Here is a 25,821-nt window from a genome sequence, read left to right as displayed (position 1 = left end):
CGCAGCAATCAGGCGTTCAAAGGAAAGAAACAGAAGACGCGGATCGAGGACCGCTTCGTCTATCAGGACGACGAACTGATCGACAAGGCATTTGACTGGAAGCAGTTCAGGCGCTTGTTCGCTTACATGAAACCTTATGCGAGGCAGATGCTGCCGCTCGTGCTGCTGATGACGGTGCTGGGAACGATCACCAAGCTGACCGTACCGTATTTGACGAGTATTGCGATCGATAAAGCGATCGCCCCGGAAGCCGGGAGCCCGAGTCTAAAACTGCTCTATATTCTGACCGGAATCATCGTTGCGTTATACATCGTGCAGTGGGTATCCAGCAAGCTGCGCATTAAATATACGAATATCATCGGGCAGAGAGTCATTTATGATTTGCGCTCGGATTTGTTCAAGCATATTCAGAAGCTATCGTTTAATTTCTTTGACAAGCGGCCGGCGGGCTCCGTACTCGTTCGGGTTACGAACGATGTGAACTCGCTGCAGGATCTGTTTACGAACGGCGTGGTCAACCTGATGATTGACTGCGTGCAGCTGGCGGGGATCGTCGTCATTCTGCTGCTGATCAACTGGCAGCTCGGGCTGGCGGTCATGATCACCGTACCGATCATGTTCTTCGTATCGACGAAGCTAAGGCAGAAAATCCGGATTGCCTGGCAGGAGGTGCGGATGCGAAATTCCCGGATCAATTCCCATCTGAACGAATCGATTCAGGGTATTCGTGTTACTCAGGCGTATACGCAGGAGCAAGAGAACATGCGCTACTTCGATATGATGAATATGGACAGCAAGAAGTCGTGGGATAAGGCGTCGGCAATGAACCAGATGTTCGGTCCTATAATTGAAATCACCGGCGGACTGGGAACTTTCATTTTGTTTATGCTCGGAGCGTACATGATCCAGACAGGACAGCTGACCATCGGGCTGCTGGTGGCGTTTAGCAACTATGTAGGGAACTTCTGGGATCCAATCAACCGGCTTGGCATGATGTATAATCAGCTGCTCGTCGCCATGGCATCCTCCGAACGCATCTTCGAATTTATCGACGAGGAGCCGAGTATTGCGGATAAGCCGGGAGCGAAGCCGCTTCCGCCGATCGAAGGGAATATTGAGTTCAAGAACGTCATATTTGAATATGAGAAGGGCCGTCAAGCACTAAAGGGAATTTCCTTAAATGTGCGTTCGGGCCAATCGATAGCTCTTGTCGGACATACTGGCTCAGGAAAAAGCACGATTATCAACCTGCTCAGCCGGTTCTACGATACGACAGAAGGTGCGGTGTGCATCGACGGCCACGATATTAGGGACGTTACTGTTCAAAGCCTCAGGAGCCAAATTGGGATCGTGCTTCAGGATACGTTTATCTTCTCCGGCAGCATTCGCGATAATATTCGCTTTGGACGCCTCGATGCGACCGATGAAGAAGTCGAAGCGGCGGCAAAAGCGGTGGATGCGCATGATTTCATCATGAAGCTTCCGGGAGGCTATGATACCGAGGTGGAGGAACGCGGAAATGCCTTGTCGATGGGGCAGCGTCAGCTGCTGTCGTTCGCACGGGCGCTGTTGGCCAACCCCCGTATTCTGATTCTCGATGAAGCGACGGCAAGCATCGATACGGAGACTGAGTTGAAAATCCAGGATGCGCTAAAGGTGCTGCTGAAAGGGAGAACCTCCTTTATCGTTGCTCACCGGTTGTCGACGATCCGCAATGCCGATAATATCGTTGTCTTGGATCACGGGGAGATCAAGGAGCAGGGCTCTCATCAGCAATTAATGGAACAAAAGGGAATTTACAGCGGACTTGTCGAAGCCCAGTTTCGTTTTTTGTAGTTTTCTGAAGATTTTAATCACATTTTAATGTCGAACTATTGCTTTATTTCTCATAAAACCCGAAAATAGATGAAGACGAATTAACTCATCATTCAAGGGGGATATCTGTAGTCATGTGGGGTGCTCCTCAATCAGAACATGCCAAGAGCATTATGCTGCTTGGCAGTGGGGAATTGGGTAAAGAAGTAGTCATCGAAGCTCAGCGGCTCGGCGTCAGATGCATCGCTGTCGACCGTTACGAGCACGCGCCCGCAATGGGAGTCGCACATGAGTCCCATGTCATGGATATGCTGGACGGCGCGGCGCTGCGATCTTTGATCACCAGCGTCTCGCCGGATCTTATTGTTCCAGAAATCGAAGCCATTGCGACGGATGTTCTTGTCGAGCTGGAGCGCGAAGGCTATAAGGTCATTCCGACCGCTGCAGCGGCAAGGCTGACGATGGACCGGGAAGGCATTCGGCGGCTTGCTGCGGAAGAGCTGGGCCTGCCGACGGCGGATTACCGGTTCGCCAGCAGCCTGGAGGAACTGGAAGCGGCCGCTGCCGAGGTTGGCTATCCATGTGTTGTTAAGCCGCTAATGAGCTCATCCGGCAAAGGCCAGAGCGTATGCCGGGAGCCTGGCGACGTGCCGCATTGCTGGCAGACTGCGCTGGATGGCGCCCGCGCGAAGCAAACGCGGGTTATTGTTGAAGCTTTTATCCCTTTTACTAGCGAGATTACGTTGTTGACGGTTCGGACTTCCTCCGGAACGGTGTTCTGCCCTCCAATCGGGCACGTTCAGCAGGATGGGGATTACGTCGAATCGTGGCAGCCTCATGCTATGAGCGCAGCGCTGCTGGCCGAAGCGCAGGAGATCGCCCGTAAAGTTACGGATGCTTTGGGCGGCTATGGCGTGTTCGGCGTCGAATTGTTCCTGACGGACGACCGGGCGATATTTAGCGAAGTATCCCCGAGGCCGCATGATACCGGGATGGTGACGATGGTTACCCAGGATTTATCAGAGTTTGCCCTGCATGTGCGGGCCATTCTGGGCTTTCCGATTCCTTCCGTCGAATTGCTGACGCCCGGAGCTTCCGCAACGCTCAAGAGCGATCTGGAAGGAGAAGCCTTCGCGATCACAGGCATGGAGGAGGCGCTGAGCGTGCCAAGAACGCAAGTCCGCGTATTTGGCAAGCCGCTTAGCAAGCAGGGAAGACGGATGGCCGTTGCTCTCAGTGGAGCAGAAAATGTTGAAACAGCTCGCAGCCGCGCTAAACAAGCGGCTAGCTCATTAAAGGTGGTAAAGGTCAATGAGTAGTATGGTGTTGGCACCGGCTTTAGTCATTCGCAGAAGTTGTTCCGGGGACGTGGATCAGATGCTGCCCTTAATGCGCCAGCTGAAATACCCGACAACGCCAAGCGTGCTTAAGGAGCGCCTTAGCATGCTGGAGGAGCATCCGCTCTTATGCAGTTTCGTCGCCGAGTTGGATGGCAAGCTTGTGGGTACAACCTTTTTGAAACAGCATCAGACGCATGACATGAGCAATCCAGTAACGCAGATTACGGCAATGGTCGTGGATGAGCAGCACCGGGGCACCGGAATCGGCCGTCAGCTCGTGGAAGCGGCTGAAGCTTGGGCTAAGGAGCAGGGAAGCCTGCAGCTGGTATTGTCTGCGGGCGGGGAGCGCCATATGCTGGCGAAGACCTTTTATGAGCATGTGGGCTTTATTTGCCGAGGCTACCGTCTAAGCAAATCTTTAGATACCTAAGCGATAGAGGCGCTAGATATCGAACTTAAGAATATAGCAGAAACAGCAAAGAACCTCGCCTTAGGCGAGGTTCTTTGCTGTTTCATTCAAATCCTGGGGCGAAGCGATGCGCGGAGCTGCTACATGACGAAGGATGGCTGCTGCTGCTGCTGCTGGACATTACTGCTTCGACGATAGCGGCAAAGCTGACGGTACGTATCCAATCTCCCGCGGAATATGAGCTCGAGATGCGAGCAGGATTCCAAATCAGCGGGAGTTGTGAGAGCAGCTGACTTATTTACGAGATGTACACCGCCTTGCTGAAAGACGGTGCTGACGAATTGGGAGCAAAAATAGGAGTTCTCTCCACCGAGCTCCATATTGAGAATAATGCCGAGGATGCCGAGGAAATTATAACTGTAAAGCTCGTCGTTCTCTTCGAATTGCCGGACGTAGCTGCGCATTCTTTCGTATGTAGTTTTATTAACGCGGCAGCTGTAGACGGCGCATGTCGCTTTCTCGAAAACGCCGGAGTGAATGTTCTCCTTAACGAATCCGCCGAAAACGGGAATAAGCGGATGCTTGCGGCCGAAGCTGTACACTTCGCGAAGTTCGGAATCAAACGCAATCGAAGCATGGTTGTATTTCGCTCTAGTGTACAAACCGATTAATTTCGTGACGATGGTCCGCGGATTGCTCAGCAGAATATAAATTTGTGTATCATTGTTCATATTTTTTCAACCGCCATTAAAATTTATAGGTTATGTACTACCAATAATTGATATTACCATGGTATGCCAATTGGGGGAATAGCAAAACCGTCTAAAGCCGCAAATAATACTAGACTATGGTCGTGGCTCTATGTTTACATTTGGTGGGCGATATTATAAAATCGGGTGGAAATCTAGGAATACATACATCGTTTTATATTGTTCCAAATAGAAGGGTGATTTCCATGTATAAGTTAATATTGGCGGATGATGAAGCGGATGTGAGGGAAGGGCTGGCCGAACAGATCGATTGGGCAGGCCTGGGCTTCATGGTCATGGATACGGCGGAGAACGGGAAGGAAGCGGCTGAGCTCATCGAGAAACACATCCCTGATGTCGTCGTCACCGACATTCAAATGCCGTTCATGAGCGGCTTGCAGTTGTCCGACTGGATCAGAACCCACTATCCTTCGACTAAAATCATCATCCTGACCGGTTTTGAGGAGTTTGAGTATGCTCAGCAGGCGATCCGCCTGCAAATCGACGAATACCTCCTAAAGCCGTTTTCCTCCGGAGAATTGGCCGAGGTGCTGCGAAAAGTAAAGCGCAACATCGATGAGGAGCTGGCGGAACGGGAGAACGTCCAATCCTTGACGGCGCATTACCGCCAAAGCTTGCCGATTTTGCAAAGTTTATTTCTCTCCTCGCTTGTATCCCGCCGCCTGCCGGATGTGGAAATTCGGGAGAAGAGCCGCAATTACGAGCTGGATCTGGACGGGGACGGCTATATGGTTTCGGTGATCAGCGTCGATTCACTCGTATTGCCGGAGGAAGAGGAAGGAGGCAGCGGAGGTTCATCGGCCGCTAGGCCCCCTTCCTTGCGGGACATGAAGGACAATCAGCTGCAGTTGTTCGCTGTGCTGAATATCGCCGATGAAATCATGGAGCGGGAACGATACGGGCGGGCCTTCATTCATCATGATGTCGTTGTACTGTTAACTATATGTCCGGATAACGATAAGGAACATATTTCCGCACGCACGCTTGAAATACTCGAAGAAATCCGCTTCAGCGTCGAACGCTATCTTAAGCTGAGCGTCACGGCGGGGGGCGGCTCTGTTGTACGGAACTTGAGTGATCTGACGATATCCTACGAGGATGCCCAGCAGGCGCTGGATTACCGCCTTATTCTCGGGCATAACAAGGTGATCTGGATTCATGACGTCGAGTCGCGCCAGAGCATTCCGTTCATATACGACGATACCCGCGAGAAGGAGCTGATCCGCTGCCTGAAGGTCGGAAGCGATTTGGAATTGCAGGATTTGCTGGATGAGCTGTTTTCGGTCATGGTGGACAGCAAGGTGTCCTATGAGGATTTTCAGGTTCATCTGCTGGAAATGCTGACGACGGTCATTCGGGTCGCTAAAGAGTCCGGGATCAATTTGGATCAGCTGTTCGGAAATGAAGGGGCATTGCTGGGGCATTTCGCGAAAATCAACCATGCGAGCGAAGCGAAGACATGGTTTAACGGCATTTGCGCCAAACTGAGGAGCTCGATCGCTTCGGATCGGCAGTCCAGCTACAGTCAGCTGGTGGCCGAGGCGAAGGCATACATAGAGGGCAATTTCCATGATAGCGATATGTCTATTAACAAAGTGTGCCGTCATTTGCATATCAGCACAGGTTATTTCAGCAATATTTTTAAACGGGAAATGAAAATGACCTTCGTAAATTATTTGCTGGGCGTCCGAATGGAGGCTGCGCAATATTTACTGCGAAGCACGGAATTGAAAGCGTTTGAAATCGCCGAGCGGGTAGGCTTCTCCGATCCGAACTATTTCAGCTTCTGCTTCCGCAAGAAATTCGGGATTTCGCCGAAGGAATATCGTAACGGGACGGGACGGACATGAACTGGCTGAGGCATGCAAGCTCGTTCCTTGAGCAGTTCCACCTGCGAAAAATCCAGACGATTATCACCTTATCTACTATTTCGATTACGGTGTTTGTTGTTATTCTGGTCAGTTACATGCTGTTTGACCGCTTCTCCAAAGCTTCGGAACAGAACACGTATTTGAACCTCAATCAAATTATCGAACAGGTCAATGCGAATTTGGAGCTCTACGTAAACGGGATGGAGGATATATTTGAGGTTGCGGAGGAGAAAATCAACGAAGGCAGCACATGGAGTGACGCAAAGCTGGAGGAGCAGCTGGGAACGATTCTAGGCACACGCGAGGATCTCGTCTCGATTGCGCTGTTCTCGACGGAAGGGGAGCTCGTCCGCAATGTGCCAGCCATTCCGATGCGGCAAAATACGAAGCTGACGGAGCAGCCCTGGTTTGAGATGGCTAAAAAAAATCCAGGAAAACTGCAGTTTACGCCGCCCCATATTCAAAATTTGTTCAAGTGGCAGTACCGGTGGGTCGTTTCGATGAGCAAAGTGATTCAGTATTACAACGGGGACCAGCTCCATGAAGGCGTACTTGTGATCGATGTTAATTTCCGAACGATAGACGAGCTCAGCAAAAGCGTGATGTTGGGCAAACAGGGCTATGTCTACATTATCGATGCGGCGGGAAATATCGTGTATCATCCCCAGCAGCAGCTGATTTACGCCGGGCTGAAATATGAGAATCTGGAGCCGGTCCTAGGTTACAGCTTCGGAAGCTATCTGGACGATTCGGAAGGGGAGCAACGCATTATTCTGATTCAAACGGTAGAGCCGATCGGATGGAAAATCGTCGGGGTCGCTTATGTGGAGGAGTTTTTGACTACGAAGCAGGAGCTTCGTGATTTTATCGTATGGTTCCTGCTCTGCGTGATTGTAATTGTGCTGATCGTATCGATTTACGTCTCCGCCAAAATTTCGCAGCCGATCCGCAGGTTGGAGCGGTCCGTCAAAAAGGTTGAGAAAGGTAATTTCCGAACGGCTGTTCATGTAGGCGGGGTATACGAGGTGGAACAGTTGTCTAAACGGTTCAACTTGATGCTGCGGCGTATTCGCGAACTGATGGATCAAATCATTGAGGAGCAGGAAGCCAAGCGAAAAAGCGAGCTCGACGTATTGCAATCGCAGATTAATCCGCATTTTCTATACAACACATTGAACTCGGTTACCCGTCTGGCCGAGATGGGACGCAACGAGGAGGTTGTGACGACAATAACGTCGTTGTCGCGCTTTTTCCGGATCAGCTTGAGCAAAGGGAGCCATATCATTTCCGTTGAGGAAGAGCTGGAGCATGTCCGGAATTATTTAATTATTCAGACGATCCGCTTCAAGAATAAATTCCGGTATGAAATCAAATGCGAGGAAGCGGCGCTCGATTGCCTGACGCTGAAGCTGATCTTACAGCCGCTTGTGGAAAACGCAATTCATCACGGTATCGAGCAGCTGGCAGAAGAAGGCTTCATCGGGATCTATGTTACTCTGGAGAACGAGCAATTGCGGCTGCAAATCAAGGATAACGGCGTAGGAATGAGTCCGGAGAGGCTAGCGAAAGTACGGGCAGGGGATGCGCGGAGCGAGAGCGGCTCCGGGTCCGGCGTAGGGGTACGGAATGTGCAGGAGCGGATCGCCTTGTATTATGGGTCCGCTTACGGGCTGCATTTCGAGAGCGAGCTGGAGGAAGGAACGGCCGTCACAATTACGATACCCGTCGTCAAGGCGGAAAGCGTACAGAGGAGGGAGAGGGCATGAGAAGGATGCCGACACAACAAGCGTTCAGAGTTGATGGCTGCAAGGGACGTGATTTGGATCAGGCCGTTCACCGAGGCCGTTCAGGCATATCGTCCAGCAAACTCGGCCGCATGCGGCAGGCATTTCGGGCTGTACCGCTGCTGTTTGCGATGGCTCTGCTGGTATCCTGCACTTCCTCCGTAACTCCGCAGCATGAACGCAACGTGCTGGTCATCGACATGATTGTCAAGCTGGATCGCGGAGATTATTGGCGAACGATCCGTATGGGAGCCGAGGTGGCTGCGAAGGAGTATAATGTTCAGCTCAACTATATGGCGCCTAGCAACGAGAACGACTACAGGGATCAAATCGCACTGATGGAGAAATCTATCGCTCGCCGTCCAGACGCCATTATATTGTCGGCCAGCGATTATGAAGCACTCGGCCAAGTGACCGACCGTTCCTCCTATTATGATATTCCCGTGATTTCTATGGACTCGGAAGTAGCTTCCACGAAAGTCAAAACGTATGTAGGCACCAATAACTACGAAGCGGGACAGAAGGCCGCCGAGCGCCTGGTGCAGCTGATCGGAAAGAACAGCCAGGTCGGCATTGTAAATTTTGTGAAAGGGGCGCGGAACGCCGACCAGCGGGAGGAAGGGTTCCTGGATTACGTCGCTCGCTTTCCGGGGATTGAGGTCGTTGATATTCAATATTGCGGCTCTGATGAAGAGCTAGCGTACAGGCTGACGAAGGAGATGCTGGCCAAATACCCTGGGATAGACGGGCTGGTCTCCTTAAGCGCCGAATCTTCGATCGGGGCCGGAAGGGCGGTCAGCGACCTCGGCTACGGTGGAATCGTCAAGATGATCACCTTCGACAATCCGCCGGAGATGCTGGAGCTGATGCAGGAGGAAAAGGTGCAGGCGATGGTCGTCCAGAACCCGTTCAACAACGGTTACCTGGCCGTGGCCGCCGCTGTCCAAGCCGCCCGGGGCGAGAAGCTGGAGGATCGGATACCGACCGATACGAAGCTGATCGATTTGGACAATATGCTTTGGCCGGAGCATCAGAAGCTGCTGTTCCCGTTTGTGCAGTGATTAACCGCATATAGCGCGTTCGCCCATAGCTTCGTTTCCGCTTTAGGGGACGGGGCTTTTTTTGTTAGCGATTTGTTGTGAAATATGAATGATGTGAGCATTTGATCAGAATTTTCATAGAACATCTCAGAATTTTAGATTCGCTTTCTTGGAAGAACCCGGCATAATGTAATCGTATCCACAAAGATAAAGAAAACGAAATTGATTTCAGGAGGTCAAAAGGATGAAGAAAATTGCTTCTGCTATGCTGGCTGCTGCTCTTCTTGGCACGGCGCTGGCTGGCTGCTCCAACGGCGGTAATCAGGAGGGTTCGGGCGCAGGCTCGACGCCGAGCATCGGCGTGGCCATCTACAAATTCGACGATACCTTCATGACCGGAGTGCGCAACTCGATCCGGCAGAACGGGGAAGAAATCGCCAAGCTGGAGATCGTGGACAGCCAGAATTCCCAGCCGACTCAAAACGACAAAGTCGACTTATTCCTCACGAAGAAGACAAATGCACTGGTCATCAATCCGGTGGACCGTACTGCTGCCGGTGTCATTATTGACAAAGCTAAGGCCAAAGACACGCCTGTCGTGTTCCTGAACCGCGAGCCGCTGCCTGAAGACATGAAGAAATGGGACAAGGTCTATTACGTCGGGGCAAGAGCGGAAGAGTCCGGCACATTATCCGGCCAGATTATCGCCGATTATTGGAAAGCCCATCCCGAAGCTGACAAGAACGGAGACGGCGTGCTGCAATATGTCATGCTGAAGGGCGAGCCAGGTCACCAGGATGCCGAGCTGCGCACCCAGTATTCTGTTCAGGCCATCGAGGACGCCGGCATCAAAGTAGAGAAAGTGAATGAGGATACGGCGATGTGGGACCGGGTAAAAGGCCAGGAGAAAATGGCGGCGTTCCTTGCGGCCAACGGCGATAAAATCGAAGCTGTGCTGGCCAACAACGATGATATGGCTCTGGGTGCCATCGAAGCGCTTAAAGCGGCCGGCTACTTTACGGGAGACAAATACATTCCGGTTGTCGGCGTGGATGCTACGGCACCGGCATTGCAGGCTCTTGAGCAAGGAACGATGCTTGGCACGGTGCTGAATGATGCGCAGAACCAGGGTAAAGCCGCGGTTACGCTTGCTGCCATGCTGGCCAAGGGCGATGAAATTACTACCGAAAGCGTAGGTTTTGAAATTTCCGATAATCAATACATCTGGATCCCTTACCAGAAAGTAACGAAGGAAAACGCAGCCGAGTTTAAGTAAGTCATAGAAGCAGCAGGTCTTTTCAGCAATAGAGAGGAAGGGAGGTTCGATGCCTTTCGGTAGCGAGCCTTCCTTTTTTCAAGAATCATATCAAATAGGAACGAATTATTGGGGGATAAGCTTGCTGTGCCTCTATATGGCGACAATTCAATCAGGAGGCGTATACGATGTCTGAACAACCATATATGCTCGAAATGAAAAATATTACGAAGGAGTTTCCGGGCGTCAAAGCGCTTGACGGAGTGACTCTTCAGGTGAGGCCGGGCACCGTTCATGCTCTGATGGGCGAAAATGGAGCGGGCAAATCGACGCTGATGAAGTGCCTGTTCGGCATTTACCGTCCGGACGGCGGCGAGATATATATTCAAGGCAAGAAGGCGGAAATTAACAATTCCCGGGATGCGCTGGCGCTAGGCGTCTCCATGATTCATCAGGAGCTGCATCCTGTGCCTTACCGTAATGTGATGGAAAATATATGGCTTGGCCGATTCCCGATGCGCGGAATAGGACCTTTCAAAATGGTCGACCACCGCAAGATGTACCGGGATACGCAGGAGCTGTTTAAAGAGCTCGATATTCCCATAGAGCCCGACATTCTGGTCGGGAAATTATCGGTCTCGAAAATACAATCGATCGAAATTGCGAAGGCGGTTTCTTTCAACTCGAAAATCATCGTCATGGACGAACCGACCTCCTCGCTGACTAGCGTGGAAGTGGAGCAATTGTTCCGGATCATTAACGATTTGAAAAAACGCGGCGTCGCCATCATATATATTTCACACAAGATGGAAGAAATCTTGCGTATATCGGACGACGTCACCATTATGCGCGACGGGCAAAAAATCGGAACATGGCCGGCAGCGGAAATGACGACGGATCTGATCATTTCCAAGATGGTTGGACGGGATCTGACGCAGCGCTTTCCTGACCGCCATAATCACCCGGATGGTGTCATTTTGAAAGTAGATAACCTGACCTCCCCAGATCCGAAGTCGTTCAAACATATTTCTTTTGAGCTGCGAAGAGGAGAGATCCTTGGCATAGGCGGCCTCGTGGGCGCGCAGCGCACCGAACTCGTCGAGGCTTTGTTTGGCCTGCGCAAAATCGCCTCCGGCACGATCGAAATCAACGGCACAGCCGTGAACATTCGCAATTCCAGCGATGCCAAGAAGTTTGGACTCGCCTTGCTGACGGAGGAACGGCGCACCACAGGCATCTTCTCGGTATTATCGGTGCATGAGAACGGAGCCATTGCCAATATGAGACGGTACGTGAAGCCGTATGGGCTGCTTGATGAGAAGAAGAAAAAGCGCGAGGTCAACTCGATGGTGGAGAAGCTGCGTACGAAGACACCGACGCATAAGACGCTGATCATGAACTTGTCGGGCGGCAATCAGCAGAAGGTGCTGCTCGCCAGATGGCTGCTTACGGAGCCGGAAATCCTGCTGCTCGACGAACCTACGCGGGGAATCGATGTAGGCGCCAAATTCGAGATTTATTCGATCATCGCCGAGCTGGCGGAGCAAGGAAAAAGCATCATCATGATCTCCTCTGAAATGCCCGAGCTGCTTGGCATGTCTGACCGGATTATGGTCATGTCCGAAGGACGGCTTACCGGCATCGTGGACGGGGATAAAGCAACGGAGAAAGAGATTATGACTTTGGCCGCCCAGCATTAAGGCTTGAGAAGAAGGAGAGACGATCATGAATGTGAAAAAAATGCAAGGGTTCGTATCCGAATATGCGATTTATATCGTACTGGCCGTACTGATTATCGGCATTACTGTATATGATCCCAATTTTATTGGAATCAGCTCGCTGCGCGATATTCTAGTGCAATCATCCACGCGGGTTATTATCGCCCTTGGCGTGGCGTTTATTCTGATTACCGGCGGCACGGACTTGTCCGCTGGGCGGATGGTCGGTTTGACCGCGGTCATCTCGGCGTCCATGCTGCAGATGCAGGATTATCCGCGGCGTTTCTTTCCGAATTTGTCGGAGCTGCCGCTGTTCGTTCCGATCCTGCTGGCGATCGCTGTCGGCCTTGTGTTCGGGATGATCAACGGAATCATCGTATCGAAATTCAAGGTGCCGCCGTTTATCGCCACGCTAGGTTCGATGGTTGCCATTTACGGCATCAACTCTTTGTATTTCGATATGGACCCGAATAATTCCCAGCCGATCGGGGGACTGCGCGACGACTTTACGAAAATGGGCTCCGGAAGCATCGGTATCGGGCCAATCTCTATTCCTAATATTGTCATCATCGCTATTTTCGTATGCTTCATCGTCTGGGTCATGTTCAACAAAACGAGACTCGGCAAAAACATGTATGCCATCGGCGGCAATGAACAGGCTGCGAAGGTATCGGGCATCAATGTGTCCAGAAACCTGATCATTATTTATTCGATTGCTGGGGCATTGTACGGCCTGGCGGGGGTACTTGAAGCTGCGCGCACGGGCGGCGCAACGAACAACTACGGCAACATGTACGAACTTGACGCCATCGCAGCTTGCGTCGTTGGCGGCGTGTCGACGACCGGCGGAATTGGCAAGGTTCAGGGCGTTATGGCCGGGGTACTTATTTTTACGGTTATCAACTATGGTTTGACGTTTATCGGTGTCGGTCCTTATTGGCAGCAAATCATTAAAGGCGCGATCATCGTTGCAGCGGTTGCTTTCGATATGCGGAAATATGCCGCGAAGAAGTAATAGGTACGGCTTGGCCTGTGATTGTGGGATTGGCTGGTGGCCAGCGGGGGTGGGAGCAGGAACATAAACAGGAACTCTATCGGACATTGGTTCCGTTATGACATGGAAATAAGCTATATCTTGCGCCTAACGGACACAGAAGGTCTTATTGGCCAAAATACCGTGCAAAATAGGGCGTTTTCTAGACTAATAGAGGATCGAGTGTCCGTTAGTACAGCGAATTGCGCTGTTTGCCGATAATAAACGCTCCTGTGTCCGTAAGCCTGACCCGAGAAACTTGGAAGAGCTTTCCCATAAATTGCTCATGCAGCGCTTCAAAAGTCATGTTAGAATATGACAAGATACTCCAAAGAATGTAAGGAGTCTGAAGGAGGATATACAGCATGAACAAATCGAAGGCAAAAGCAATCCTGTCAGGGGCCATGCTGCTCGGCTTGACGGCATCGCTGGCTTCGGTTCCGGGACTGCCGGGGTCTGGCAGCGGCGCGGTGTATGCGGCCACGTCCTCGACGTCCAAGTCATCCGCCCAGCAGACGGCGGCATTATATGCGAAAATCCAGGCCGAAAATGCGGCCAAGGTAGTTGCATTAGTAAATGTGGAACGGAAGAATGCGGGACTGAAGCCGCTAGTTGTGCATACGAACTTAACCAAAATGGCTAAGGACAAAGCGATCGATATGTACAAAAACAAATATTTCAGCCACACCTCGCCGAAATACGGCTCGCCGTTTGATATGATGGATGCCTACAAAATCACCTATCTGTACGCGGGCGAGAACATTGCCAAGGGACAAAAGACGCCGGCCGAGGTCGTAGCCGCCTGGATGGACAGCCCTGGGCACAAGGCGAATATTCTGAATCCGAAATATACTCTAATTGGCGTTGGCTATTATAACGGTCACTGGGTTCAGGAATTCATCGGCAAATAGTCATAAGCAATAAGGATTTACCTGGCAGCTCGGCTTGCCGGGTAAATTTTTTTTAGCCAGGATTTATTACGAATGTGAAGACAAAAAGAGCTGTTCCCGCATATGCAATATGCGAAAACAGCTCTTATTCAGCCTAAATATGGGTTATGCAGGGGTCGAACCTGCGACCTGCCGATTAAGAGTCGGCTGCTCTACCAGCTAAGCTAATAACCCTCGTTGTTGCCTGTACAAAGTATTATACTCCTGTTTTTTTTGAAAATCCAGTTTTTTAGATTAGTTTTTTACTGGTTATTCTGGAAACTGAATTTGCTTATTGAAGGAAGAAGTTTTATGTTAGTTATTAGCTGGAAAAGTTATTAATGATCGAAGGAAAAGGAAATAATGGCACAGGAGGACAAGGAACACAATGAAATCCACATCACGGATTTGGCGGACGACCGGAGTCATATCGCTGTTGTCCACCGTACTTCTCATTGCCGGATTTCTATATGCAGTTAGTGACGTGATTATGCCCGGGACCGCAGGAAACGGGAGCGGGCTCAATCAGGGCATAACCGAACAGCCAGGTGAAGAGGCGGGCGTTCCGCCGAAACCATCGAATGTTCTGAACGTCACGGCCATTGGGGATTCGCTCTCCAAAGGGACGGGAGACGACAGCGGCAAAGGGTTCGCAAGACGCTTCGTCGAACTGGTGAAGAACGGGGGAAGGGATTCAAAACTGGTCAACAATCTCGGCATTAACGGTCTGACGACGGAAGGGCTGGCTGAATTGCTGAAAGAGAAAGGAGTACAATATTCGCTTAGCCAGGCCGACATCATCATCCTGTCGATCGGAGGGAACGATCTGTTTAAAGGGGCGGAGAGTCTGCAGTCAGGAGGAAGGCTGCCTACGGAAGCGGAGCTTGAGCAATCGGTGACGCAGGCATCGGAGCGACTCGGGTTCATTGCAGACAGTATTCTGGAGATGAATTCCCAGGCGCAGCTTGTTTATGTCAGCTTGTACAATCCGTTCTCCGATCTGCCGGGAATGCGGGAAATCGGCGACGAGGCCGTTTCGCGGTGGAATCATATTGCGGCGGATACATTGCGCAAACGCGAACGAACCCTGATCGTGCCGACGTTTGACCTGTTTACATATAATTCGCAAAAATATTTGGCGAGCGATCATTTTCATCCGAACGGCGCCGGATATCAGATTATTGCGGAACGGATCCTGCAGGGGGTTAAATGATGAACGGAATCGGTGCAGCCTGCTGGGGCAGATACAGAAATAAGAGGTGGAATTTATGAACGCAGGAACGAAGCGGCGTCCTGCACCGGATGGCGGATCAGGGGCGGATGCGCATGGCGGAAAGCAGCGGCAGATGGTGCTCAGCGTCGAGCATTTAAGGAAGCGGATCGGCCGCAAGTGGATCGTGCAGGATGTGACGTTTGACGTGCAGGAGGGCGAGGTTTTCGGCTTTCTGGGTCCGAATGGCGCGGGAAAGACAACGACGATCCGGATGCTTGTTGATTTGATCCGCCCGACGGAGGGCAAGGTGAGGATTTGCGGGTTCGACGTCAGAAAGCAGCCGGAGCAGGCGCTTGCCTATGTCGGTTCGATCGTGGAAAATCCTGAAGTATATCCTTATTTGACGGGCTGGGAGAACCTGCAGCATTTCGCTAGGATGATGCCCGGCATAGGCGAGCAGCGAATCGCCGAAGTCGTAGAGGTTGTCGGCCTAGACCAGCGTATCCACGATAAGGTCAAGACCTACTCCCTGGGCATGCGCCAGCGGCTTGGCATCGCCCAGGCACTGCTTGGGCGTCCTAAGCTGTTAATTCTGGATGAGCCGACGAACGGACTCGATCCCAAAGGAATCAAGGAGCTGCGGATATTCATTCGCCGGCTGGCCGAGGAGGGCTTAGCCGTATTCGTGTCCAGCCATTTGCTCAGCGAAATTCAATTGTTGTGCGACCGCGTAGCGATCATCAGCCGGGGGCGCGTGCTGGCGGTGGGCGCCGTGGAGGAGCTGATCTCCCAAAATTCGAATTATGTGATTTGGGAGCTGTCCCCCCGCGAGCGCGGCTTGAAGCTGTTGTCTGCCGCCGGGATCACGATCATTCCCGATCCCGACCAAGTGCTGGACGATACGATTCTGGCCGGGATGAGCGAGCAGGCTATCGTAACGCAAATGCTGCCAGAAGAGGTGCCGGCGTTAATGCCCCGGCTGGTTGCGGAAGAAATTCAGGTGCATGCCGTACAGAAGATCAATCCTACGCTGGAGCAGCTGTTCCTTGAATTGACGGAAGGTGAGAGCATTGAATAGTATGATGGCATTGGTGAAGAATGAAACGATCAAGATGATTAAGAAGAAGCGCTTCTATGTCATCCTGCTGGTCCTGCTCGTGCTTGTCCCGATATTCTCTTATGCGCAGTTGCGGGCGGCGGAGGATAAGCGGAGCAAATTCGGCACGGATTGGCGCAGGGAAGTGCAGCAGGCGATAACGGACAACCAGAATTCCCTGGGCAGCGATCGCGTGCCGGAGGAATGGAAGAAATACCGTCTCATTTACATTCAGCAGATGAAATATTATTTGGAGCACGACGTGAATCCCCGGCAGCCTGGAGCTGTCGCCTTTACAAAGGAGTTTCTCGATAATGCGGCGACATTGTTCATCCCGCTGCTTATTATGGGCATCGGGTCGGATATCGTCTCTTCGGAACGTACGAGCGGGACGATTAAAATGCTGCTGACCCGGCCGGTCAGGCGCTGGAAGGTGCTGCTGAGCAAACTGATCACTTTGCTCATGTTCGTGTCGCTGATCGTCGTGTCCACGTTTATCATATGTTATTTGATATCGGGACTATTTTTCGGGTATAAAGGATTTAATTTGCCTGTCTTTACCGGATTTAAACTTCAGGGCGCAGATGTCGATATAACAGGAGTGCACGCTGTTCCACAGTGGAAGTATATACTGATGCAAATGGGGCTGATCTGGTTCGTCAGTTCGGTTGTGGCTATGCTCGCATTTATGGTATCCGTGCTTGTGCGAAGCACGGCGGCAAGTATCGTCATTATGATGGCGGCCCTGATTGCAGGCAATATCCTGACGAATTTGGCATCGGCCTGGACGAGCGCAAAATATTTGTTTATGGTCAACTTGGGCCTGACGCAATATTTGGCGGGAACGCCCGCGCCGATCGAAGGAATGACACTAGGTTTTTCATTGGGCGTGCTGGCTGTTTGGGGCCTTGGATCGCTCGTTGTTTCATTCCTTGTCTTTACGAAACAGGATATATTGAATTAAAATGGACAAGGAAACCAAAACATCTGTTTGCATTTGTAAGTCAAATGTCTACATAAAGAAGCATAAAAGGGGGAGCATGAATGGCCGATCAAATCGATTTGTTTGAAGACGCCGTCCAGCCGGCTGTTGGTACGGCGGCTTCAGGATACGACGCTGACGACATTCAAGTGCTCGAAGGGCTTGTCGCGGTACGTAAACGGCCAGGTATGTATATCGGCAGTACGAGCTCGTCGGGATTACATCATTTAGTATGGGAGATCGTGGATAACGCTGTAGACGAGCATTTGGCGAAGTATTGCTCTAAGATCGATATTTCATTGAACAAGGACGGATCGGTAACCGTATTCGATAACGGGCGGGGCATACCCACGAGCATTCACAAGACCGGAATTCCAACGCCGCAGGTCGTGTTCACGATTCTGCACGCGGGGGGCAAATTCGGCGGTTCGGGCTACAAGAAGTCAGGCGGCCTGCACGGCGTCGGCGCTTCGGTGACGAACGCGCTGTCCGAGTGGCTGGAGGTCGAAATTTACCGGGACGGCAAAATCCACCGCCAGCGCTTCGAGTACTGGGTCGATAAGAAGGGAAAGGAGCATGTCGGGGAGCCTGTTACCGGATTGGAAATCATCGGCAATACGAACCGGACTGGCACGAAGGTGACTTTTAAACCGGATATTCGCGTGTTTCCGAACGGAATCGGGCTGAATTACGATACGCTGGCCGAGCGCCTGCAGGAAATTGCCTTTCTGAATTCCGGGCTCAAGGTTACGCTGAAGGACGAGCGCTCCGATCGGGCGGATGAGTTTTATTACGAGGGCGGAGCAAGCCAGTTCGTCCAGTTCCTGAACGAAGGCAAGGAAGTGCTGCACGACGTCATTCATTTCTATGCGGAGAAGGAGGACGTCGAGGTTGAGGTTGCTTTGCAATATAACGCAGGGTATACCGAGACGCTGGCTTCCTTCGTTAACTCGATTCCGACCCGCGGGGGAGGAACGCATGAGACGGGCTTCAAGACCGCGTATACGCGGGTCATGAATGATTACGCCCGTAAGAACGGCCTCCTGAAGGAGAAGGATAAGAACCTGGAAGGAACGGATCTGCGCGAGGGCATGATGGCGGTCATCAGTGTCAAGATGGCTGAGGTCGAGTTCGTCGGACAAACGAAAGATCAGCTCGGCAGCGCCTCGGCTAGAAGCACAGTGGATGCTGTCGTCTCCGAGAATATGGCGCTGTTCCTGGAAGAGAACCCGCAGGTGGCTCAGCTGCTGATCAAAAAGGCTGTGCAGGCATCCAAGGCGCGCGAGGCAGCCCGCAAAGCAAGGGATGAAATGCGCACGGGCAAGAAGCGCAGCGAGAGCTCCAACCTCGGCGGCAAGCTTACTCCTGCTCAATCGAAGGATTTCACGCGCAACGAGCTGTTCATCGTGGAGGGCGACTCCGCTGGCGGCTCCGCCAAGCAGGGCCGGGATTCAAAGACCCAGGCGATTCTGCCGCTAAAAGGGAAGCCGATGAACCCGGAGAAGGCAAAGCTCGCGGATATCTTAAAGAACGATGAGTACCGGTACATTATCTCGGCGATCGGCGCCGGCATCGGCACGGAATTTGCGCTGGAGGACAGCAATTATTCCAAGATTATCATCATGACGGACGCGGACACGGACGGCGCGCACATCCAAGTGCTGCTGCTGACTTTCTTCTACCGCTATATGAAGCCGCTGATCGATGCGGGACGGGTGTACATTGCCCAGCCTCCGCTATACAAAATTACGCGCAAATCCGGCAAGCTTGAGACGGTTAGATATGCGTGGACTGACGAGCAGCTGCAAAATTATTTAAAGGAATTCGGCAAAAATTTCGAACTGCAGCGTTATAAAGGACTCGGAGAAATGAACCCCGATCAGTTGTGGGAAACGACGATGAATCCGGAGACACGGACGCTGCTCCAGGTGCAGATCGAGGACGCTACAAAGGCAGAGCGCCGCGTGTCCACGTTAATGGGCGATAAGGTTGATCCGCGGAAGCGCTGGATCGTCGAAAATGTAGATTTCACGGAGTATGAGGAATAGAGGGTGACTTGATTTGAGTTTAATGGAGAACTTTTTGCCGGCCTATTTGGAGGAAGTCGTTGGCGACCGGTTTGGCCGGTATTCCAAATATATCATTCAGGATCGCGCTATTCCCGATGTGCGCGATGGCCTGAAGCCTGTCCAAAGACGGATTCTATACGCCATGTATGATTCGGGGAACACTCCGGACAAGCCGTATCGCAAATCCGCCAAGACAGTCGGAGACGTGATGGGGAATTACCACCCGCACGGCGACTCCTCGATTTACGAGGGAATGGTGCGCATGGCCCAGCCTTGGAAAATGGGGCATGTGCTGATCGACGGCCATGGGAACTGGGGCTCGCAGGACGATGACCCGGCAGCGGCGATGCGTTATACCGAGGCGAGATTATCGCCGATCGCCATGGAGCTGCTGCGTGACATCGATAAGCGGACGGTTCCGTTCAAGGACAATTTCGACAATACCGCGATGGAGCCTGTCGTGCTTCCATCGCGGTATCCGAATCTGCTTGTCAACGGCGTCAGCGGAATTTCCGCAGGCTTTGCCACTGAAATTCCGCCGCATAATCTGCGCGAAGTCATCGATGCCTGCATTGCGGTCATGGAGAAGCCAAGCATGAGTCTGGAAGAGATCCGCGCCTATGTGAAGGGGCCGGACTTTCCGACCCACGGCATCATCATGGGTGAAGAAGGCATCAAGGATGCCTACGAGACCGGGCGAGGCCGCATCTATATCCGCGCGAAGACGGAAATTGAGTCACTGCGCGGCGGGAAGCAGCAGATCGTGATTACGGAAATTCCATACCAGGTTGTTAAGTCCCGCCTGGTTACCGCTATGGAGAATATTCGCCTGGAGAAGAAGGTGGACGGGATCGCCGAGGTTCGCGACGAGAGCGGCCGCGAAGGGCTGCGGATCGTCGTGGAGCTGCGGAAGGATGCGGATGCCCAGGGGATTTTGGCGTATTTGCTGAAGAAAACCGATCTGCAGGTAACCTATAACTTCAACATGGTGGCGATCGTCAACAAGGCGCCGCGCCAGCTCGGCTTAAAGCCGATCCTTGAAGCTTATATCGCCCACCAGCGCGAGGTCGTGACATACAGAACGCAGTTCGAGCTGGAGAAGGCGGAGGATCGGGCCCATGTTGTCGAGGGCCTGGTCAAAGCGCTGAACATTCTCGACGAGGTCATTGCCGCGATCAAGGCTTCCAAGAACCGTCAGGACGCTCAGAACAATCTGCAATGGATGTTCGGGTTTACCGAGCGGCAGGCCGACGCGATCCTTACGTTGCAATTATACCGCTTGACGAATTTGGAAATTACGTCGTTAGAGAAAGAATTAAACGAGCTGAACAAGAAAATTGCCACGCTGCGGGGAATTCTGGAGAGCGACAAGAAACTGATTGCGGTTATTAAGAAAGAACTGTTGGAAATCCGGGAGAAATACGGCGTGGACCGCCGCTCGGAAATTCAGGGCGAGGTTGAGGAAATCAAGGTTAACCTCGAAGTGATGGTCGCTCAGGAAGATGTGCTTGTTACGCTGTCTAATGAAGGTTATATCAAGCGCACGAGCATGCTGTCTTTTACCCGCTCCGGCGGTGAGCTGGACGGCTCGGGTGTGAAGGACGGCGATTACATCAAGCATATCCTCGAGGTGGATACGCTGCAAAATGTGCTGATCTTTACGCAGCGGGGGCAATACTTCGTGCTGCCTGTGCATCAAATTCCCGAGTTCAAGTGGAAGGATAACGGAACGGCGATCGTCAATGTCATCGCCATGGCCAAGGAAGACCACATCGTTAGTGTTATCCCGATCAAAACCTTTGAAGAGCCGGATACAAGCCTCGTATTCGTGACGAAACGCGGACAGGTAAAACGCACGCTGCTGAAGGATTACGAGACGAAGCGCTCCGGCGCCGTCGCCGCTGCAAAGGTTGCGGATGGGGATGAAATCATCCAGGTGCAGCTCAGCCGGAACACGGCCGAAATCCTGCTGCTCACGAAGGATGGCATGGCGATTCGCTTTGCCGAAAATGAAGTCAATCCGATGGGACGCGTTGCTTCCGGTGTTAAAGGCATTGGCCTGAAGGACGGTGACGAGGTGGTAGCTGCGCTATGGGTGGAAGGCGAAGAAGGAGAAATCCTGGTCGTCTCTGACCTGGGTTACGGCAAGCGCAGCCTGCTGCTGGATTATCCGATGCAAAGCCGCGGGGGACGCGGCGTGCAGACGTTCGAGTTCAAGGAAGGCAAGCGCGTAAAGCCGAACGGCAGCCGCATTGCGGGCGGCTTCCATTGCAAGGAAGCGCTGGACATCGTAGCTATGACGAAGCAGGGCGAGTCATATGGGTTTAATTCGGAAGCGGCCCCGCTGGCCGATCGCAAATCGATCGGGAAGGCACTAGCCTCTGTAGGCAAAGGGGACGAAATTATCGATTTACTGATTGTGCCGCAGCGCAGCGAAGAGGCGCAGGCCAACTAGCATAACAGCAAGCCAAACAGGCTCTCCTCCATGATGATTGTGCATGGAGGAGAGCTTTTTTTGACTATGTGGGGTAAAGGAAATACTCGTTAGTCCGTTTGCAAATTGGAGGATAAGTGCTCGATAAATGCCTGAATGGCTGCATCCATGTATGTATCTTTGCGGTACACGATGCCAACACTGCGGTAGGGAGCAGGTTCGGCGATGGGGACGCTGACAAGGCGCGGATCCCGAAGCGTTGCGGTGTAGGATTTGGGCACGACGGTCAAGCCTACGTGATGAGCTACCATTTGGCACTGGGATTCCATCGTGGACAACTCGATGACAGGACTGAGCTGAATGCCAATTTCAGCACAGGCCGCATCCAGCATTTGCCGGGCCAGAAACTTCGGAGGAAACAAGACGAGAGGCGACAGGGCCAGCTCTCGCAGTTCAATACCGCTCGATTCGGCAAACGGATGATCTTGGGGAACGATGACGACGAGTTCCTCTTTATACAGAGGAAGACTGATAAGCTGCTCGTCCTTCAGCGGCAGAAATACGACCCCGAGATCCAGCTTGTTGGTGAGCAGCCGATCGCGGGTTTCTTCGGTCGCCAGCTCGACGATGGATAGCTCGATGCCGGGAAACTGGCGGTGAAAGGAAATGATGGACTGGATCAGCAAATGATTGCCCGAGCAGCCGATTCTTAATCGGCCTCGCCGCAGCCCGGTCAATTCGCCGATGACCAGCTTCGCCTGCTCCAGTTCGTGAAACACCCGGCGGGCATGCTCCAGCAGAACCGTTCCGGCCTGGGTCAAATGAATTTTCTTGCCTGACCGGTGGAACAGCGGCGTGCCTAACTGCTCTTCCAGCAAGCGGATTTGGTGGCTGAGCGTCGGCTGGGAAATCCCCAGATTGTCTGCGGCTTTCGTGAAATGCAGTTCCTCGCTCACGGCGATAAAGTATTCTAGCAGACGATGTTCCAAGTTATCCCTTCTTCCATAGATATAACCTATGATTATAGTAGATCATATTATTCAAAAATCGTATATATATCAAGGGTTTATTATTTACAAACTAATATATATTTAGAGGTGATATGGTAGTTTTGTTGGATTCTTTTATAAGTTAGCAAGCGATATAATTAAGCCGAAACTCGCGATTCAAATATACTGTAAAGGGTGGAAGAACATGAAATTTAAGAAGATGTTGACTGTTCTCTTTACATCCGTGCTATTACTTACATTCTCGTCGTCTGCTAGTGCGATGCCTGGCGTAGCAGATACTCAAGAGACTGCACTAACATACTTTCCAGGACAGTTCTACAGTCTTTATCTTTCTAGTGATAGCAGTGATAAGGACTGGTTTAAATGGACGAACAACACTGGAAAAAATCAATTTGCTGAAGCTTGGGTAGCATTTGAGGGGGGTGATCCCAATAAATTTCGCTTAGGATATAGAATTGATTATGGCAACGGACGACAATCCGACTTAGTTTATTTAAGTAAGGACGGGAATGGTAATTCAATTGCCCTTCAATATCTATATGTACCTCAAGGGGCTACACTATATGTGGTAGTGGATCATGAAAAAAATGCTTCTGCTGAATCTCCGTACAGATTTTTTTGTTTTTTTGAAGATGTCTAACACTTAAATTAAAAAAAGCACCTTGTAGGTGCTTTTTTCATGCCTGCTGAGCCGAGCCTTAAGGACTATCGCCGAGGCTTCCTTGCTGGTTTACTTCGTGGTGCAGCACATGAGGGTGCTTATGGTTGAGCTCACCTGGGACTGGCGACAAATGTATTAGCTATTGTATCGCCTGGATTGTTGGTCATGGCTAAGAGATACAGCGCACTTGCTTATAGAAGATCGGCAGGCTTTACTTCTTCCAGCAGCTTAGCATCATTATTCCTCACATTGCCTACTTCAGACGATACTGGATAAGCCCTCATTTCATTGGAGTCATACGGCCTCAACAATTGCATAAGTGCCGTTACATCTGCATGATCCCTGTCAAGCCATTCTGCTTCATCTTCCTTTTGGAGAATAACTGGCATTCTGTTATGAATATCGGCCATTAGACGATTCGGCGTAGTAGTGATGATGGTGCAGGTCGCCAGTCTGTTTCCGCTTGGATCCATCCACATATCGTAAAGCCCCGCGAAAGAGAAAATCCCCTCGTCCTTCAATATGATTCGAAACGGCTGCTTTGATTTTGCCCGCTGCTGCCATTCGTAAAAACCATCAGCAGGGATAATACAGCGGCGAGACGCGATCAATCGATTAAAGGATGGTTTTTCTGTGATCGTTTCCGCCCGTGCGTTGATCATTTTGCTGGCGATTTTATCATCTTTAGCCCAGGACGGGATTAACCCCCAGCGAAGGCTCCCCAGCCGGTTCCCGTTACTGCCTTTGACCACTGCCGGGATATATTGCATAGGAGCTGCGTTATAGGACGGTTCATAGTTTATGTTTGTATCTTCATCGATATAATAGCGTAGCAATAGTTCTTCATAAGGAACTGTGATAGTAAAGCGTCCACACATATGGCAGTCCTCCCGATTAAAATTACGAAGCTCTTGCAAAAATTATAAACCAAAAGTGCAAAAGCCCACAAACATGGAGGACAGTGGACATTTAGTTTACATGTAACGGGTGTGAAGCTTGCGTATTATAGACATGAACTATGATAATGATCGATATCATATTATTGATCAATGATTGAATGAGCGCTATAGTAAAGATAGAGTTATTAATCGAGAGGACGTGTAGTAATGGAGAGCTTGCACATTGAGTTAAGTCAGAATTTGAAGCAGAAGCCGGACCCGGGGGCCCTGGGCTTTGGGCAATATTTCAGCGACCATATGCTGACGATGGCATATTCGCTTGAGGCGGGGTGGCATGATCTGAAAATCGTGCCTTATGGTCCGATTGCCCTTGATCCTTCGGCGATGGTGTTCCATTACGGGCAGGAAGTATTCGAAGGGATGAAAGCATATCGGGCGGCTGCCGGGGAATTGGTGCTGTTCCGGCCGGACATGAACCTGAAGCGGCTTAACGACTCCTGCGAGCGGTTAAGCATTCCACTGGTAGAGCCTTCCACGCTGCTGCAGGGGATCACGGAGCTTATAAAAATCGATGCCTCATGGATTCCGTCGGGAGAAGAGAACGCCTTATACATTCGTCCGTTTATCATTGCTACTGAGCCATGTCTCGGCGTACGGGCTTCGCACACGTATAAGCTGCTGGTCATTCTTTCACCGGTTGGTTCCTATTATCCCGAGGGCATTCATCCGGTCAGTATTCATGTGGAGCAGCGTTATGTTCGTGCCTTCCGCGGCGGTACCGGGGCAGCTAAAACGGCAAGCAACTACGCAGCCAGCATTAAAGCCCAGGAGGATGCCAAAAAGTCGGGTTACTCGCAGGTGCTCTGGCTGGATGGGGTAGAGAGCAAGTATGTGGAGGAAGTTGGCAGCATGAATGTCTTCTTCAAGGTGAATGGGGAGGTAATTACGCCGGAGTTGTCAGGAAGCATCCTGGCCGGGGTAACGCGAGATTCCGTCATCGCGCTGCTGAAATCGTGGGGAGTTCCTGTGAGCGAACGCAAAGTCGCGATGGAGGAACTGGTTGAAGCGCATAAGCAGGGACAGCTCGAAGAAGCCTTTGGAACGGGAACGGCTGCCGTCATTTCGCCAATCGGCAGCATGAAATGGGGAGAGTTGGAGCTCAGCATAGCTGACGGCAAGACCGGCGAGATTTCTAAGAAGCTGTATGACACGATCACAGGTATTCAGCGCGGGCAGCTTGATGATCCGTTTGGCTGGAGATATCCGATCAAATAATCCATAGCTGTAATTCCGTTAGAAATTTTGAGCCAGCCGAGCAGTCGGCTGGTTTTTTTTGCAACAACTTAAACGGATGGATTTTTTTGGAATAAGGAGGATTTTGAGCGAAGGACGGCGAATTTAATTAAAGGCGTTAAGAAAAACGTGTATTGTAATGTATATCATGGCTACTATCGTCGCACTCATCATCTTTACATAGGACAAAACCAACGAAT

Annotated in this window: 20 protein-coding genes and 1 tRNA gene; 17 read left to right on the top strand and 4 right to left on the bottom strand. The window is 51.5% G+C overall.

Going from position 1 to position 25,821, the window contains the following annotated elements; all coding sequences use genetic code 11:
* Positions 1 to 42 precede the first annotated feature (42 nt).
* From QNH46_RS14110 to QNH46_RS14100, 3 genes are all read left to right on the top strand, one after another.
* Positions 43 to 1,836 (top strand): ABC transporter ATP-binding protein, encoded by a 1,794-nt coding sequence (locus QNH46_RS14110; RefSeq protein WP_283928441.1) that lies wholly within the window; start codon positions 43 to 45, stop codon positions 1,834 to 1,836.
* Positions 1,837 to 1,949: 113 nt separating this feature from the next.
* Positions 1,950 to 3,134, top strand: a complete 1,185-nt coding sequence (gene purT, locus QNH46_RS14105) for a formate-dependent phosphoribosylglycinamide formyltransferase (protein ID WP_283924882.1) — start codon at positions 1,950 to 1,952, stop codon at positions 3,132 to 3,134.
* Positions 3,127 to 3,585 (top strand): GNAT family N-acetyltransferase, encoded by a 459-nt coding sequence (locus tag QNH46_RS14100; protein WP_213591924.1) that lies wholly within the window; start codon positions 3,127 to 3,129, stop codon positions 3,583 to 3,585. The genes purT and QNH46_RS14100 overlap by 8 nt, the downstream gene beginning before the upstream one ends.
* Positions 3,586 to 3,704: 119 nt before the next feature.
* On the opposite strand, the gene QNH46_RS14095 is transcribed toward QNH46_RS14100, so the two are convergent.
* Positions 3,705 to 4,295: a hypothetical protein gene (locus tag QNH46_RS14095; RefSeq protein ID WP_283924881.1), complete on the bottom strand. Its 591-nt coding sequence runs from the start codon at positions 4,293 to 4,295 to the stop codon at positions 3,705 to 3,707.
* A gap of 224 nt (positions 4,296 to 4,519) precedes the next feature.
* Here QNH46_RS14095 and QNH46_RS14090 point away from each other — a divergent pair, with 224 nt between their 5' ends.
* The 7 genes from QNH46_RS14090 to QNH46_RS24445 all read left to right on the top strand — a co-directional run bounded on the left by QNH46_RS14090 (position 4,520) and on the right by QNH46_RS24445 (position 13,946).
* Positions 4,520 to 6,184 (top strand): response regulator, encoded by a 1,665-nt coding sequence (locus QNH46_RS14090; protein WP_283924880.1) that lies wholly within the window; start codon positions 4,520 to 4,522, stop codon positions 6,182 to 6,184.
* The gene (locus QNH46_RS14085) at positions 6,181 to 7,971 is read left to right on the top strand and encodes a cache domain-containing sensor histidine kinase (RefSeq protein WP_283924879.1); all 1,791 of its coding nucleotides are present in this window, start codon (positions 6,181 to 6,183) and stop codon (positions 7,969 to 7,971) included. The genes QNH46_RS14090 and QNH46_RS14085 overlap by 4 nt, the downstream gene beginning before the upstream one ends.
* On the top strand, positions 7,968 to 9,050 hold the full coding sequence (locus QNH46_RS14080; protein ID WP_283924878.1) for a substrate-binding domain-containing protein: 1,083 nt from the start codon (positions 7,968 to 7,970) through the stop codon (positions 9,048 to 9,050). The genes QNH46_RS14085 and QNH46_RS14080 overlap by 4 nt, the downstream gene beginning before the upstream one ends.
* A gap of 223 nt (positions 9,051 to 9,273) precedes the next feature.
* Positions 9,274 to 10,305, top strand: coding sequence for a galactose ABC transporter substrate-binding protein (locus QNH46_RS14075; protein WP_283924877.1), 1,032 nt, complete (start codon positions 9,274 to 9,276; stop codon positions 10,303 to 10,305).
* Positions 10,306 to 10,472: 167 nt separating this feature from the next.
* On the top strand, positions 10,473 to 11,984 hold the full coding sequence (locus QNH46_RS14070; RefSeq protein WP_283924876.1) for a sugar ABC transporter ATP-binding protein: 1,512 nt from the start codon (positions 10,473 to 10,475) through the stop codon (positions 11,982 to 11,984).
* Between the two features lie 25 nt (positions 11,985 to 12,009).
* Positions 12,010 to 13,017 carry a galactose/methyl galactoside ABC transporter permease MglC gene (gene mglC / locus QNH46_RS14065; protein WP_155612841.1) on the top strand — a complete coding sequence of 336 codons (1,008 nt, stop codon included), beginning with the start codon at positions 12,010 to 12,012 and terminating at the stop codon, positions 13,015 to 13,017.
* Between the two features lie 383 nt (positions 13,018 to 13,400).
* Positions 13,401 to 13,946 carry a CAP domain-containing protein gene (locus QNH46_RS24445; RefSeq protein WP_155612840.1) on the top strand — a complete coding sequence of 182 codons (546 nt, stop codon included), beginning with the start codon at positions 13,401 to 13,403 and terminating at the stop codon, positions 13,944 to 13,946.
* 140 nt (positions 13,947 to 14,086) lie between these two features.
* Here QNH46_RS24445 and QNH46_RS14055 read toward each other — a convergent pair.
* A tRNA-Lys gene (locus QNH46_RS14055) sits at positions 14,087 to 14,159 on the bottom strand.
* 193 nt (positions 14,160 to 14,352) lie between these two features.
* Here QNH46_RS14055 and QNH46_RS14050 point away from each other — a divergent pair.
* The 5 genes from QNH46_RS14050 to gyrA all read left to right on the top strand — a co-directional run bounded on the left by QNH46_RS14050 (position 14,353) and on the right by gyrA (position 21,779).
* Positions 14,353 to 15,177: a GDSL-type esterase/lipase family protein gene (locus QNH46_RS14050; protein WP_283924875.1), complete on the top strand. Its 825-nt coding sequence runs from the start codon at positions 14,353 to 14,355 to the stop codon at positions 15,175 to 15,177.
* 133 nt (positions 15,178 to 15,310) lie between these two features.
* Positions 15,311 to 16,255, top strand: a complete 945-nt coding sequence (locus tag QNH46_RS14045; RefSeq protein WP_283928440.1) for an ABC transporter ATP-binding protein — start codon at positions 15,311 to 15,313, stop codon at positions 16,253 to 16,255.
* A gap of 1 nt (position 16,256) precedes the next feature.
* Positions 16,257 to 17,237: a DUF2705 family protein gene (locus QNH46_RS14040; protein ID WP_373870981.1), complete on the top strand. Its 981-nt coding sequence runs from the start codon at positions 16,257 to 16,259 to the stop codon at positions 17,235 to 17,237.
* An 80-nt stretch (positions 17,238 to 17,317) separates the two neighbouring features.
* Positions 17,318 to 19,303: a DNA topoisomerase IV subunit B gene (gene parE / locus QNH46_RS14035; RefSeq protein WP_213591940.1), complete on the top strand. Its 1,986-nt coding sequence runs from the start codon at positions 17,318 to 17,320 to the stop codon at positions 19,301 to 19,303.
* Positions 19,304 to 19,316: 13 nt separating this feature from the next.
* Complete coding sequence (gyrA, locus tag QNH46_RS14030; RefSeq protein WP_283924874.1) at positions 19,317 to 21,779, top strand: DNA gyrase subunit A; 2,463 nt, start codon at positions 19,317 to 19,319, stop codon at positions 21,777 to 21,779.
* Between the two features lie 89 nt (positions 21,780 to 21,868).
* Here gyrA and QNH46_RS14025 read toward each other — a convergent pair whose 3' ends face one another.
* The gene (locus QNH46_RS14025) at positions 21,869 to 22,747 is read right to left on the bottom strand and encodes a LysR family transcriptional regulator (protein WP_213591944.1); all 879 of its coding nucleotides are present in this window, start codon (positions 22,745 to 22,747) and stop codon (positions 21,869 to 21,871) included.
* A gap of 205 nt (positions 22,748 to 22,952) precedes the next feature.
* Between QNH46_RS14025 and QNH46_RS14020 the strand changes: the two genes are divergently transcribed.
* A complete protein-coding gene (locus tag QNH46_RS14020; protein ID WP_283924873.1) occupies positions 22,953 to 23,408 on the top strand; it encodes a hypothetical protein in 456 nt (151 codons plus the stop codon).
* A 212-nt stretch (positions 23,409 to 23,620) separates the two neighbouring features.
* On the opposite strand, the gene QNH46_RS14015 is transcribed toward QNH46_RS14020, so the two are convergent.
* Complete coding sequence (locus tag QNH46_RS14015; RefSeq protein WP_283924872.1) at positions 23,621 to 24,307, bottom strand: SOS response-associated peptidase; 687 nt, start codon at positions 24,305 to 24,307, stop codon at positions 23,621 to 23,623.
* Between the two features lie 228 nt (positions 24,308 to 24,535).
* Here QNH46_RS14015 and QNH46_RS14010 point away from each other — a divergent pair, with 228 nt between their 5' ends.
* Positions 24,536 to 25,603 (top strand): branched-chain amino acid aminotransferase, encoded by a 1,068-nt coding sequence (locus QNH46_RS14010; protein ID WP_283924871.1) that lies wholly within the window; start codon positions 24,536 to 24,538, stop codon positions 25,601 to 25,603.
* Positions 25,604 to 25,821: the final 218 nt, after the last annotated feature.

Origin of the sequence: Paenibacillus woosongensis (assembly GCF_030122845.1) — a bacterium.
GTDB classification, from domain to species: Bacteria; Bacillota; Bacilli; order Paenibacillales; family Paenibacillaceae; genus Fontibacillus; species Fontibacillus woosongensis_A.
Note: the sequence above shows the minus strand (reverse complement) of the source record. Positions and strands in the feature narration are given on the sequence as shown.